Source organism: Nonomuraea sp. NPDC049378 (assembly GCF_055586745.1).
The window spans coordinates 38,835-51,439 of sequence record NZ_JBVJHP010000018.1 but is presented as its reverse complement, the minus strand read 5'-3'; the positions used below and the strand labels follow the sequence as shown (position 1 = coordinate 51,439).

Genomic DNA, 12,605 nt, shown 5'->3' with positions numbered 1-12,605 from the left:
CTTTGGGGACCGGCCCTGACGGGCACCTGCAACCCTGATGTCCACAGGCAAGGAGAAGGCCCTCACCCGCTCTCAGGGTGAGGGCCACTCAACTGCGGAGGATCGGGGATTTGAACCCCGGATGGTGTTGCCACCAAACCGCATTAGCAGTGCGGCGCCATAGACCTGACTAGGCGAATCCTCCCGGAAGCCACCGCGGCTCAGCACAGCGTACCGGCCTTCAGGCGAGGCGGCAAAGCGATTCCCCGCCCGGCTTCGCCAAGAGTTATCAACAGGCTGTGGGTAACTGTCTGTGGATGAAGCCCGCCCACAGCGTGGACGGGCTTCGGGGCTGTGGATAACCCTACCCGCGGACGGCTGCGACCCCAACGGGCGTCAGGCGGGGTTGGCTTCGCCCTCGATCTCGATCTTGACCTTCTTGCCCACGAGCACGCCGCCCGTCTCCAGGGTCTGGTTCCAGGTCAGGCCGAACTCCTCGCGGTCGATCTCCGTGGTGATCGTGTAGCCCCACACGGCCTGGCCCCACGGGTTGGTGCCTGCGCCGCCGTACTCGACCGTGAGCTCGACCTCCTTGGTGACGTCACGGATGGTCAGGTCGCCGGCGACGGTGAACTCGTCGCCCTTGTGCCCGACCACGCGCGTGCTCCTGAAGGTGATCTCCGGGTATTTCTCGGCGGACAGGAAGTCGTCGCCGCGCAGGTGGCCGTCGCGGTCGGCGACGCCCGTGGTGATGCTGTCGGCCTTGATCGTGAGCTCGGCGGACGACTCGAGCGGGTTCTCGGCGATCGTGACCGAGCCGCTGAAGGTGTCGAACGAGCCGCGGACCTTGCTGACCATCATGTGCTTCACCACGAAACCGACGCGCGTGTGGGCCACGTCTAGGTTGTAGGTGCCGGCGGCCGGGATGGTCAGGGACTCCCAGGTACGAGTGCTCATAGGGGTTCTCCTCAGAAGGGGGTTCCGGTGCAGTTATCTGCGACAACAACTATGTACACGAGGAATATTCCGAACGTCAACTATCGTCGGTTAGGCTGTGAGTGTGCTGAACTTCGACGACCCCCGGCTGACGGCCATCGGACTCCTGAGCGAGGCGTACGCCGGTCTGATGGCCCGCTTCCAGCCCGTGCTGACTGCGGCGGGGTTGTCCGAGATCGACTTCGAGACCCTCATCCGGCTGGCCCGCTCGCCTTGGCAGCGGCTGCGGATGAGTGATCTCGCCGCCCAGACCGGGCTGTCCACCAGCGGCGTGACCAGGGTCGTCGACCGGCTCGAACGCGAAGGGCTGGTGCGCCGCGAGGCGTGCCCCACCGACCGCAGGGCCTCCTACGCGGTGCTGACCGACGCCGGGCGCGAGCGGCTGGAGACCGTGGTGCCGCAACATGTGCAGGACATCGACGACTGCTTCACCGGGCTGCTGAGCAGGTCCGAGTTGGAGGCGTTCCTGGGCAGCCTGCGCAAGATCAGAGCCGTCGTACGCCCCTGCGCCACCGCCGGCGCGGTCGAAGCGGAGGCCGAGGCGCCGGCCTCCTCGTGAGGAGAGGGCCGTCGCCGGCTTCCTCATGACGAACGCGGAGAAACGCGGAGAGAGGCGTCCGGCCTCAGCGTGACGGCAGCAGGGCGCTTCTCAGCTTGGCCATCGCCCGCGACACCGTGCTCTTGACCGTGCCGACGCTGATCCCCAGCGTCCTGGCGATCTCCGGCTCGGTCATGTCCTCGTAGTAGCGCAGCACGATCGCCGCCCGCATCCGCTCGGGCAGTTCCTCCAGCGCCTGTTCGAGCTGCTCGTGCACCTCGCCGCCGCCCACCGGCTCGGACATGGTCGCCTCGGGCAGGTCGGCCGACGGATATTCCTCCAGCTTGCGGCGCCGCCACTGCGAGATGTTGATGTTCACCATGGCCCGCCGCACGTAGCCGTCGAGTGCGCCCCTGTCCTCGATGCGATCCCAGGCCAGGTACGTCTTGGTCAGCGCGTTCTGCAGCAGGTCCTCGGCGTCCAGCGGATGCCCGGTGAGCTGGTTGGCCGCGCGCAGCAGTGCGGGCCCGCGGGCCTGCACGTACTCGCGGAACTCGTCTTCCCAGCCGGTGGTCTGCATCGTGGCCAGAATCGCAGCCCGATGCCCTATTGGGCCTGAACCGGAATTCAGGTTTCGGCCCGCCCACGACAAAGGTCCGTCAAGGTCGGTGGCGGTTTGTACGCCGCCGGGTGTCTAGTCACTTCCCCGGGGTTGCGTATTTTGCTCTTGTCTGCCCCGGTACGGTGTAAGCCACCCCCAAGTCGTGTGAATCTAGTACCCGACGAGGGAGGGGCGCATGGGGTATCCGAGCGTTGAGCGCCGCCGGGTGCTCGCCGCCGCCGTACTGGGTCGCGATTCGGATCCCGCTCCGGACAACGCGGACCCTTTACGCGCCGTCGCCGGCGAGATTCTGGACGTCAGCCCGCACCTGATCATCATCGAGACCCCCGGCGGCGCCGAGGAACGGCTCGTGATCGCGCCGTGGGCCACCGCGTGGCACGGGCGGGACGCGGCTCCCACCGACCTTCCCGTAGGGGCCATGGTCATGATGCGCGCCTTACGCGACGGGCGGGTGGTGGAGCGGATCTGGGCCGACGCCACGCGCGTCACGGGAACGATCCTGTCCATCCAGGGACGCAGGGACCTGACGGTCGAGCTCGACTGCGGCCCGCACCGCGGCCACCGGACGATCACCATCCCCTACCGGGCTTCAGGACGGATCCAGGTACGGCATCCCAAGTTCGAGCCCGGTTACCTGTTCGACGCGATCGGGATCAGGCAGGACGGCGGGAGCCTGGCGCTGCTCCCCGCGACCTCCCAACCTCCTTACCCGGCGCGGGCCGTGCCCTCGCCACCGCACGTGCACGCGGGGATGGCGGGCGGCATCTCGGGCACCGCCACCTGGTCCGACACGTTCGACGAGGAGGAGCGGGGCGCGGCCTACCCGATGCTGGAGCGGGCCGACACCGGCTGCGCCCAGGCGGGGGTGTCGTGCGCCGGGCTGCCGTACCTGTCGGTCGGGTCGCTGCTCCGGGTCACGAACGTGTGCTCCGAGCGCGCCGCCGACGTGCCGGTGGTGGCGTGCGGATGTCTGGCCGGGCGGTTCTGTGACCGGTGCGTCGAGTGCGACACCTCGCCGCGCGGGCGGATCGTCGAGCTGTCGCCGTTCTCCTACGTGGAGCTCGGCGGTGACCTGGTCAAGGGGTGCTTCAACGCTCAGATCGGATTGGGGTGACGCACGTGTGGGAATCGCAGCTCCCGCTGCTGGTCGTGCTGCTCGTTCTGGGCACCATGGCCAAGGTGATCACGGTGCGCTCGGGGGGTGAGCCGGGCGCGCTGTCCAACCTGGGGCCGGCGGTCCTGGTGCCGGGGCGCCTGCGGGTTCCGGCGCTGCTGGCGTGCGCGGCCGGCGAGCTGGTGCTGGCCACGGGCCTGCTGGTGACCGACCACGCGATCTTCAGGTGGGCGACGGTCGCCTTCTTCGCGATGTCCACGTACGTGCTGCTGGAGCTGCGCAGGCGGCGGCCGGACGCGGGGTGCGGCTGCTTCGGCGAGGTGAGCTCGGCGCCGGTCGGGCTGCGTTCGATCGGCCGGACCGTGGTGTTGACCGGGATGGCCGGGGTCTCGGTGCTGGCACCGGTGCCCGGGTGGGTGGCCGTGTCGCACCCGTCGTGGCTCACGGCCGCGGGGATGGCCCTGCTGCTCGGGTTGTCGCCGGAGATCGACGAGCTGATCGAACGCGCCCGCTTCCGTGCGCCGTGCGAGCGGCGGCGCGGCCCGTCGGAGTCGGCGACGCTGGCCCGGCTCAGGTCGAGTGGCGCCTGGCGCACCCATCGGGACGGGCTGGCGTCGCCGGAGCCGTACGACAGCTGGCGCGAGTTGTGCTGGCGGTTTTTCGCCTTCCAGAACCACGACCACGACGACGTCGTCTTCGCCGTCTATCTCAGCGGCCGGCGCCCGGCGGTGCGGATGGCCGTGGTCGGTTCGGAGGGCAGCGAATCTCTGACGGAATATACGCCAGTATCGGCCTGACGCTAGAGAGCGTTAGATTTCGCTCGACAGGCAGGCTGATATAGCTCTATTGGGCTGTCTAGCTTCCCCACTAGACAGCCCAATAGAGGTCTAGGGGCGTCGCTCAAACGGGTTGAGCGCGCAGGAACTTGCCGAAGTGCGGCACCGTGAACGCGATCAGGCCGCGCTCGGCGCTGTAGATGAGCCCTTTCTTGATGAGGCTGTCGCGGGCAGGCGAGAGGCTGGACGGCTTGCGCCCGAGGGCGTCGGCCACCTCGGCGGTCGCGACCGGCTCGTCGCCGATCTGCGCCATGGCGTGCATGTAATCGCGCTCGGCGGGGGTGGCCCGCTCGTAGCGGCTGCCGAAGAACCCGACGGCGAGCTCTTCCTCTGCCTCCGGGGCGGAGACCTTGACGTCGTCGATGGTGATCGGGCTGCGCGGCGCGAGATCCCACGCGACCTTGCCGTAGGCCTGGACGAAGTAGGGATAACCGTCGGCGGCTTCGTAGAGGGCGTCGAGCGCCTCCTGGGTGAACTCCACCTCCTCCTCACGCGCCGGCAGGATCAGCGCCATGTCGGCGGCGTCGCGGTCGAGCTTGTCGATGCGCGCGTAACGGAAGAGCCGCTCGGAATAGCTCTTGCTGGCCGACAGCACGCTCGGCAGGTGCGGCAGCCCGGCGCCCACCACGATCAGCGGCCCGCCCGACTGCGACAGCTCGTGGCAGGCGGCGCAGAGCGCGGAGACGTCGGCGGGCTGCACGTCCTGCATCTCGTCGATGAACAGCGCGATGCCCACCGCCAGGTCGGTGGCGACGCCGGCGGCGTCGACGAACAGCTCGGTGAGGTCGATCTCCAGGTCGCCGGAGTCGGCGCGCCCGCGGCTGGCGGGCACCTCGATGCCGGGCGACCAGTGCGAGGTGCCCTTGGCCGCGGACGGATCGCGCATGGCGAACGCCTTGAGCACCCCGAGGAACTCCTCGATGCGCTCGGGCGCGCGGTGACGCGGGGCCAGCTCGCGGATCGCCATGTGCAGGGCGGCCGCGACCGGCCGCCTGATCGACTGGTCGGGCCGGGCCTCGATCTTGCCCGTGCCCCACAACCGCTGCATGGCCATGGACTTGAACGTGTTGAGCAGGACGGTCTTGCCGACCCCCCGCAGGCCGGTGACGACCATGCTGCGCTCGGGCCGCCCACGGGCCACTCGCTCCAGCACGACCTCGAACTGCTGCAGCTCTCGATCGCGCCCGGCGAGCTCCGGCGGACGCTGCCCGGCGCCGGGGGCATAGGGGTTGCGCACAGGATCCACGCTCTCGGACTCTATTGCCGGATATAGCGGCCGTCTTAGATTTGGGAAGAAAGTGCTACGGCGTGTCCGGACAGGGGCCAGTGCGAGCACCGTCATCGGACACACCCCCTCTCACCAGGCCGAACCCTTGTTCGATTGCGGTACTGAAGACTGTAGCGCGGACTCGAACATCTATGCGATGGTTTCGAGTAAAGATCTTCGCAACAGCTCGACGCGTCCTGCTGAAGGCGGCGAACTTGGCAGCCGCGCCACCCGGGCAATAGCGTTCGGGACCATGCGGACCTTCGCGAACGTTCAGGAGCTCAAGGTGGCCGTCGGCGAGACCTTCGGCCCGACCGAGTGGCAGACGGTGACCCAGGACCAGGTCAACCTCTTCGCCGACGCCACCCATGACCACCAGTGGATCCACGTGGACGTGGAGCGCGCCAAGGAGGGCCCGTTCGGCGGCACGATCGCGCACGGCTATCTGAGCCTGTCGCTGCTGCCGTCGTTCATGTTCGAGATGGTCAAGGTCGAGGGCATCGCCATGGGCGTCAACTACGGCCTCAACAAGGTCCGCTTCCCCCGGCCGGTGCTCGTCGGCGCACGCATCAGGGCCACCGGCGAGCTCACCGACGTCAAGGGCACGCCGGCCGGCTACCTGTCCAACCTGAAGATGACGATCGAGATCGAGGGCGAGAAGCGCCCGGCCTGCGTCGCCGAGACCCTCAGCCTCTACGTGCCCGCCCAATAGCGTCAGAGGACGATCGCCGCGATCGCCGCCAGGCCGATGAGGGCGAGGTAGGCCAGCACGAGCCGGGTGTCCCTGAGCAGGCACTTGCTCCGGGTCAGCCCGGCTCGCCGCGCCCTCCAGTAACCGGCGAACCCCAGGACCGCGAACGCCAGCACCGCCCACGGCCCGAGCAGCCAGGCCAGCAGCGCGACGGTCGCGTACACGCACAACCGGAGCGGATCGTACGGCTCCTTGTTCACAACACCACCTCGAACGGGGCGCGGGGCCGCGCGGCCACCGCGGACAACCGCTGCCGGGAGAGCTGCGGCCAGGCCTGCACGGCGCAGAACGGCGCGCACTGGTCCTGCTCGGCGCGCGTCCCCACGTGCACGCAGCACTGTGTGAGCCGCTCCTCGATCATGGTCGAGATGTCCATGAACGGTTTGACGGTGATGCGCACGATCCGCTCCCCCATCATCCTGCGCAGCTTCTTCCGCCGGCCCGGCAGGGCCGACGACGCCAGGGTGAGGAGGGTGGAGACGCCGAGGTCGCAGTTCTCGCAGATGTTGCGCCACAGGTCGCCGATCTGGGGGTGCGAGAGCGACGACTGCTCCGACAGCAGCCCGAGCAGGGACTCCTGTACGGCCAGCCGCAGCTCGCGCGGGATCTCCGAGTCGGCGATGCGGTTGGAGACCAGGCCGAGGTTCTCCTTGAGCCGGTCGTGGCCGATCAGCGCCGTCAGCGAGCGCCACTCGCGGGCGTCGTCGCGGATGAGGTAGCCGACCGAGCAGCAGTGCGGGTGGGAACAGGGCAGCGCGGTCAGGTCGCGCCAGGTGACCAGGCCGCCGGTCTGCGGGCCCAGGCGGCTCAGCACGCCCGTGTGCGTGAGGCGGTCCTCCGGGTCGATGGTGCCCGACCTGCCGGAGCCGAACTGGGGCTGGAGTGACACGCCTCCGACGTACGGGGTGTCGAGGGCGAGGCGTACGACGTCGCCGATCTCACCGTCGTTGACGCCGAGCGCGGCGGTCATGACGAGGGTGGTGAAGATCTCGCGTCCGGACAGGCGCTGCACGGCCTGGGCCTTGATGCGGGTGAGGTCGCCGCCCCTGTGGTGTTTCGAGGCCTCGGCGGAGCCGTCGTACTGGAGGTAGACCTCGACCCGCTCCCTGTGCTCGGTGAGCAGGTCGAGCAGGGCGTCGTCCCTGGCGATGAGGACGCCGTTGGTGTTGATCAGGATGCGGGTGACCGGGCGGTCCGCCAGCTCGGCCAGGAGGGTGCCGAGCTCGGGGTGGAGGGTCGGCTCGCCGCCGCTCAGCATGAGGACGTCGAGCTTGCCGTTCTCGCGCTGGAGGCGCTGGTCGACGTTCGCGAGGATGTCGGGGACGGGGACGATGCCGGTCAGGTCGGGCGAGCTGTCGGCGAAGCAGGTGGGGCAGCGCAGGTTGCAGGCTTCGGCGATGTCCTCGAGGAGGATGCAGGTGTGCTGGGTCTGCATCTCGGGGAGTCCGTGGAGGTAGGCCTCGGGGATCGGGAGGAAGTTCCCCGACATATCCGGCATGTGCTGCTTGGTGGGGGCGGTCCATTCCTCCAGGTACGCCAGGATTTCTGGGTCTTCGTCGTACAAAGTCCGGATATATCCGTGTTCTCGGCATCCGCGTTCCAGCCAGACCTTGCCGTCACGCTCGGCCAGATAGCCGCTCAGCCGCTCCACCCGGTCGAGGTCCCGGCCATGGCACCTCGGGCAGAACGCGTTGACGTACCTGAGAATGCGGTCGCCCCGCAACCCCATCCCTGTGCTCACGACAGGACCTTCCGGTTGAAGAGGGAAACGTAGTAGCCGCGCCGCCAGCCGTACCCGAGCCTGAGGGCGAGCAGCAGCACGCCCGGGATCAGGAACCACTGCGGCCTGGTCAGATCCAGCCAGACCGTCTCGTTGGCCCTGGTGAACTCGACGAGGAAACGGAAGACGGCGTACGCGGCGACGTAGAGGGTGAACAACTCCCCCGGCTGGGTGAGCCGTCCGCGGGCCCAGAGCAGCGCGGCGAACGCGGCGAGCTGGAAGACGATCTCGTAGACGAACGACGGATGCATCGCCTGGCCGGTGAGGCAGCCGGGGCATTCGGGGGTGGTCGCCGGGGCGTGCACGCCCCACGGCAGGTCGGTGGGCCTGCCCGGCGCCTCCGTCAGATGGCAGCCGATCCGGCCGACCGCCATCCCCAGCGCCACGGCCGGGGCGAACAGGTCACCGGTGCGCTCCTTGTAGCCGATGAGCTTCTTGGCCACCAGGACGCCCGCGTACGCGCCCGTCAGGCCGCCGAGAATGCTGCGGGAGCCGTACAGCCAGAGGTCCTTGGCGTCGAGCGTCTCCAGCCAGCCCGCCAGGCGCATCCCGATGGCGCCGCCCACCAGAGCCCCGGCGACAGCGATCAACGACTGCTCGCTGAGCGCCCCACGCCTTCTCGCCTCCCGCACGAAGACCACGGAGGCCACCAGGACGCCCAGGCCGACGAAGATCTCGTGGTAGGGCATGCTTCAGCCGTACAAGCTGGGGTTGAGCCCCGTGCAGAGGCCGGCGGTCAGGATCGACCAGAGCGCCCACCCGATCATCAACCCGAGACCGGTGCCCCTCGCCCAGACCTTGCCGCGGACCAGGCACAACCCGATGCCCGCGCCCAGGCCGACCAGGGCGAGCACGGCCGCGCCGACGATCACGTAAGGGGTGGAGCTGCCCTCGGCTTCCATGGCGGCGACGAAGACGGCGAACCCGAGCACCGCGTTGATGAGGCTGTAGACGGTCAGGCCGACGAACACGAACGCGACCAGCACACCGGTGGAGGCGCCGCCCGACGGGGGCGGCGGGCCGTACGGGAGGTGCTGGTAGGGCGGTTGTCCCTGGTGCGGACCTTGCGGGCCTTGGGGCGGACCCTCGTGCGGTGGTCCGTGCGGCGGCCCTTGAGAGGGAGGCCCTTGGGACGGAGGCCCCTGCGGTGGCACCCACCGCTGCTCCGGCCCCTCATCACCCGGCGTGCTCACTGACGCTCACCTCCTAGTCGGGATCAGACTAGGAGGAACCGGTTGACATTGGCCAACAGGCCCCGGCTAGGCATACAGCTCCGTGCACAAGCGACGCCGGCGCCCGCCCGATCGTCCCTCCCCGACGAGGCTTTCCGGTCAGCCAGCCTTATGCCCCTTCCGAGTAGTAGATCGCCGCCTGCACGCGACTCTTGAGGCCCAGCTTGTTGAGCACCCGGCTGACGTGCGTCTTCGTCGTGGCCTCCGCCATGTCGAGCTCTCTGGCGATCTCGGCGTTGGACAGGCCCCGCCCGACGCAGGCCAGCACCTCCCGCTCCCGCGGCGTCAGAATCTCCGGGCCGGGGCGCGGCTCCCTGCGCGGCGCCTGATCCGCGAAAGCGGCGATCAGCCTCCGCGTGACACCGGGCGAGATGAGCCCGTCGCCCCGCGCCACCAGCCGGACCGCCTCGACCAGCGCGTCGGCGTCGGTGTTCTTCAACAGGAAGCCGGCGGCCCCGGCCCGCAGCGCCCCGAAAACGTAGTCGTCCACATCGAACGTCGTCAGGATCAGCACATCACACACCCCCGACAGTTCCCTGGCGGCGGAGATGCCGTCGAGCCTCGGCATGCGTACGTCCATCAACACCACATGCGGCCGCAACTCCCGGGCCATCGCCACGGCCTGCTCCCCGTCGGCCGCCTCACCGACCACCTCGATGTCGTCCACACCGTCGAGGATCAGCACGATCCCGGCCCTGACCGCCGCGTGATCGTCGGCCACCAGCACCCTGATGCTCACCCGCGCACCTCCACCACGTCACCCCTTCTCACGACTTCTCACCAGGAGCCGCGGGAAGCACCGCGGCCACCCGCCATCCGTCTCCCCGAGGACCCGCCTCGAAGGAGCCCTCGACCAGGGACGCCCGCTCCCGCATCCCGATCAGCCCCGCCCCGGCCCCTGGCAGCCGCGCGTCGCTCCCCTGGACCGCGTTGACGACCGTCAACGACACCTGCTCGGGGCCGTAGGACACGACGACCTCCACCAGCGGGTCGCCGTGCTTGAGCGCGTTGGTCAGCGCCTCCTGCAGGATGCGGTAGCCGGCCAGATCGACGGCCGCAGGGATCTCGCGCGGCTCGCCCTCGACCCGGAACTCCGCCTCCATGCCCGCCCGCCTGGCCCTGTCGACCAGGCTCTCCGCGTCAGCCAGCCGCGGCCGGGTCGCCTCTTCCGCCTCATCGCCCTCCTGTCGCAGCAGCCCGATCATCGCCCGCATCTCGGCCATGCCCTTCAGGCTGTTCTCGCGTACGGACTCCATGATCTTCTGCACCGTCGCCCGATCGAGGTCCTTGCGCGAGAGCGCGGCCGTGGACTGGATGGCGATGGCGCTGAAATGGTTGGCGATCATGTCGTGCAGCTCGCGAGCCATCCGGGTGCGCTCGGCCGCCACCGCCGCCTGCCGATCGAGCTCGGCCAGACGCGCCACCTGCTCGGCCCGTTCCCGCTCGGCCGCCGCCCGATCCCGCTGCTCGCGCAGCACCATCGCCGTGAGGACCGGAGTCACCAGCACGAGCCCCGCCTGGATGCCCATGACGGCCGGCACGAGCCAGTCACCCTCGACGAACCCCGTCACCGCCCCCACGACCACCGCCAGCACCGAGCTGACGCCGAGCAGCCACCGGGCCAGCCTGGCCGGCCCGTAGAGCGCCGCGGCGTACAGGTTGTCGGTGAAGACGAGAATGGTGCCCAGCGACGGACCCACCGCCACGTCGAGGGCGATCCCCGCCGTCCCCAGCCCCAGGCACAGCAGCGGCGCCCGCCGCCGCACCAGAACCGCGGCACAGGTCAACGCCAGCGGCCCGGCGAGCCACCATTCGGGCAGGCCACGCTGGAAGTGCGCCCCGCCCGCGATCAGCACCAGCCCCGTCGCGAACGCGAGCCCGGCACCCAACGCCACCCGTTTCATGTCCTCATCCCACCACCCTCCGGACCCGGTTCCCTCCTGCTGCGCGACCGCCTGTGGATACACCCTTCGATGTATCCACAGTCTCGTTTTCACTGACGATGTGCCGGCCCGCCCCCGGCCGGAGACTGGAACACGTGATTGTCGCCATCATCATCGGCTGCGAGATCGGCTTCTGGATCCTGCTGGCCCTCGGACTGGCCTCCCGCTACCTCTGGCACCGCCGCACGCTGAGCACCGCCCTCCTGCTCGCCGTCCCCCTCCTGGACGTGATCCTCCTGGCGGCGGCCGTCATCGACATGCGCGGCGGCGCCACGGGCGACGTCCGCCACGGGCTGGCGGCGGCGTACCTCGCCTATTCCATCGTCTTCGGCCACCGCACCATCCGCTGGGCCGACGCCACCTTCCACCACCGCTTCGCCGGCGGCCCCCCACCCTGGAAACCGCCCGCCGGGGGCATGGCGAGAGCCCGGTACGAATGGGTGCTGTGGCTGCGCATCGTCCTGGCGTACGGGATCGCCTGCGTCGTGCTGCTCGGCCTGGTGTGGCTCGTCGACGACCCGGCGCGTACGGAGGGCCTGGTCGCTTTCATGGAAGGGCTGTTCAAGATACCGCTGATCGCCGTACTCTGGCCGCTCAGCTACACGCTGTGGCCCCGCAAGGTGGAATCGGCGAGCTCATGATTGCGGCATGTGGTTCGAGGCACTCCCAAGGACCCGCTATGCTGGTCTAGCAACAAGCGGCCGTAGCTCAATGGATAGAGCATCTGACTACGGATCAGAAGGTTACGGGTTCGACTCCTGTCGGCCGCGCACCTGGTCAAAGGCCCTCCGGGATGATTCCGGAGGGCCTTTTGCGTACGGCAGCGCAGCCCGGCACAGCCGATCCCCCCGCGAACAGCCCATGCCGATGGGACGCCCGCCACTGAGGTGCCGGCGAGCCCCTCGAAGGCTGTGGACTCGAGCCGCAGAAAAGGCCTGCTCAACTCGCACCCTGCCGGTCTCCAACAGCCCCTCTTTGCCGAGATCGCAACGAGCCCTTTCACCTCAGGATGAAAATTTCATAAGAATGCAGAAACTTTCTTGTCAAGGGTCCTTTAATGATCAATGATCGCCGAGTAAGGGAACTTTAGGCATAAGCACCAAGGGAGGCAGCCGTGAAAAAGAGTCACCGCGCCGCCAGGGCAGCGCTCGGCCTGACGGCAGGACTGGCCATCACCTTGGCCGGCAGCCCACCCGCGTCGGCGGCCACATGGGACCTCTGGGGGGAAAATCAAATCTGCATCCAACATCCCCACTCCCACTGGACATACTTCGTAGCCGCCATCGTCGGCAGCTGGTCGTCGACCGTTCACGTCACGCTGGAGGACCTGCCCCCCGGTGCGGTCGTCACCAATGCCGACGCGATTCCCCCCGGCTCTAACTACACCAGGCCCAACGGTTCGACAACGCTCAACGGCTGGGTCACCGCAGAGTTCGAGCCGCTGCCGATCGGCGTCTACACGGCGCAGTTGACGGCTTCGGACGGGACGCAGACTCTGTCCGACCCCGTCACCATCACCGTTAAGGAGCGCTGCCCCTGAAACGCGC

At 68.9% G+C, this 12,605-nt stretch carries 15 protein-coding genes and 2 tRNA genes; 7 read left to right on the top strand and 10 right to left on the bottom strand.

Translation table 11 applies throughout. The features are described 5' to 3' along the window. Window positions 1–95 precede the first annotated feature (95 nt). Together ACZ6SA_RS34240 and ACZ6SA_RS34235 are read right to left on the bottom strand one after the other, a co-directional pair. Window positions 96–184: transfer RNA gene (locus ACZ6SA_RS34240), tRNA-Ser, on the bottom strand. A 191-nt stretch (window positions 185–375) separates the two neighbouring features. Beyond that, on the bottom strand, window positions 376–936 hold the full coding sequence (locus ACZ6SA_RS34235; protein ID WP_465832859.1) for a YceI family protein: 561 nt from the start codon (window positions 934–936) through the stop codon (window positions 376–378). 103 nt (window positions 937–1,039) lie between these two features. Here ACZ6SA_RS34235 and ACZ6SA_RS34230 point away from each other — a divergent pair, with 103 nt between their 5' ends. Continuing rightward, window positions 1,040–1,534: a MarR family winged helix-turn-helix transcriptional regulator gene (locus tag ACZ6SA_RS34230; protein ID WP_347646021.1), complete on the top strand. Its 495-nt coding sequence runs from the start codon at window positions 1,040–1,042 to the stop codon at window positions 1,532–1,534. Window positions 1,535–1,598: 64 nt separating this feature from the next. Here the strand turns inward: ACZ6SA_RS34230 and ACZ6SA_RS34225 are convergent, their stop codons facing one another. After that, window positions 1,599–2,093, bottom strand: a complete 495-nt coding sequence (locus ACZ6SA_RS34225) for a SigE family RNA polymerase sigma factor (protein ID WP_347646020.1) — start codon at window positions 2,091–2,093, stop codon at window positions 1,599–1,601. A gap of 217 nt (window positions 2,094–2,310) precedes the next feature. Between ACZ6SA_RS34225 and ACZ6SA_RS34220 the strand changes: the two genes are divergently transcribed. Further along, window positions 2,311–3,249 (top strand): hypothetical protein, encoded by a 939-nt coding sequence (locus ACZ6SA_RS34220; RefSeq protein WP_347646019.1) that lies wholly within the window; start codon window positions 2,311–2,313, stop codon window positions 3,247–3,249. A gap of 5 nt (window positions 3,250–3,254) precedes the next feature. Next, complete coding sequence (locus ACZ6SA_RS34215) at window positions 3,255–4,046, top strand: MauE/DoxX family redox-associated membrane protein (protein ID WP_347646018.1); 792 nt, start codon at window positions 3,255–3,257, stop codon at window positions 4,044–4,046. A 103-nt stretch (window positions 4,047–4,149) separates the two neighbouring features. On the opposite strand, the gene ACZ6SA_RS34210 is transcribed toward ACZ6SA_RS34215, so the two are convergent. Continuing rightward, complete coding sequence (locus ACZ6SA_RS34210) at window positions 4,150–5,331, bottom strand: ATP-binding protein (RefSeq protein ID WP_347646017.1); 1,182 nt, start codon at window positions 5,329–5,331, stop codon at window positions 4,150–4,152. A gap of 274 nt (window positions 5,332–5,605) precedes the next feature. Between ACZ6SA_RS34210 and ACZ6SA_RS34205 the strand changes: the two genes are divergently transcribed. After that, entirely contained in the window at window positions 5,606–6,064 is a 459-nt protein-coding gene (locus tag ACZ6SA_RS34205) for a MaoC family dehydratase (RefSeq protein WP_347646016.1), read from the top strand. Window positions 6,065–6,066: 2 nt separating this feature from the next. On the opposite strand, the gene ACZ6SA_RS34200 is transcribed toward ACZ6SA_RS34205, so the two are convergent. From ACZ6SA_RS34200 to ACZ6SA_RS34175, 6 genes are all read right to left on the bottom strand, one after another. After that, the gene (locus ACZ6SA_RS34200) at window positions 6,067–6,303 is read right to left on the bottom strand and encodes a hypothetical protein (protein ID WP_347646015.1); all 237 of its coding nucleotides are present in this window, start codon (window positions 6,301–6,303) and stop codon (window positions 6,067–6,069) included. Beyond that, window positions 6,300–7,844, bottom strand: coding sequence for a radical SAM protein (locus ACZ6SA_RS34195; RefSeq protein ID WP_465832854.1), 1,545 nt, complete (start codon window positions 7,842–7,844; stop codon window positions 6,300–6,302). Before ACZ6SA_RS34195 ends, ACZ6SA_RS34200 begins: the two co-directional genes overlap by 4 nt. Continuing rightward, window positions 7,841–8,572, bottom strand: a complete 732-nt coding sequence (locus ACZ6SA_RS34190) for a prolipoprotein diacylglyceryl transferase (protein ID WP_347646013.1) — start codon at window positions 8,570–8,572, stop codon at window positions 7,841–7,843. Before ACZ6SA_RS34190 ends, ACZ6SA_RS34195 begins: the two co-directional genes overlap by 4 nt. 3 nt (window positions 8,573–8,575) lie before the next feature. Continuing rightward, window positions 8,576–8,869: a hypothetical protein gene (locus tag ACZ6SA_RS34185; protein WP_347646012.1), complete on the bottom strand. Its 294-nt coding sequence runs from the start codon at window positions 8,867–8,869 to the stop codon at window positions 8,576–8,578. 355 nt (window positions 8,870–9,224) lie between these two features. Beyond that, window positions 9,225–9,854: a response regulator transcription factor gene (locus ACZ6SA_RS34180; protein ID WP_347646011.1), complete on the bottom strand. Its 630-nt coding sequence runs from the start codon at window positions 9,852–9,854 to the stop codon at window positions 9,225–9,227. 28 nt (window positions 9,855–9,882) lie between these two features. Continuing rightward, window positions 9,883–11,019 carry a sensor histidine kinase gene (locus ACZ6SA_RS34175; RefSeq protein ID WP_465832851.1) on the bottom strand — a complete coding sequence of 379 codons (1,137 nt, stop codon included), beginning with the start codon at window positions 11,017–11,019 and terminating at the stop codon, window positions 9,883–9,885. 134 nt (window positions 11,020–11,153) lie between these two features. Here ACZ6SA_RS34175 and ACZ6SA_RS34170 point away from each other — a divergent pair, with 134 nt between their 5' ends. From ACZ6SA_RS34170 to ACZ6SA_RS34160, 3 genes are all read left to right on the top strand, one after another. Further along, entirely contained in the window at window positions 11,154–11,699 is a 546-nt protein-coding gene (locus ACZ6SA_RS34170) for a hypothetical protein (protein WP_347646009.1), read from the top strand. A 56-nt stretch (window positions 11,700–11,755) separates the two neighbouring features. Then, window positions 11,756–11,828 (top strand) — tRNA-Arg (locus ACZ6SA_RS34165). A gap of 344 nt (window positions 11,829–12,172) precedes the next feature. Then, the gene (locus ACZ6SA_RS34160) at window positions 12,173–12,598 is read left to right on the top strand and encodes a DUF5980 family protein (protein ID WP_347646008.1); all 426 of its coding nucleotides are present in this window, start codon (window positions 12,173–12,175) and stop codon (window positions 12,596–12,598) included. The last annotated feature ends 7 nt before the right edge of the window (window positions 12,599–12,605 follow it).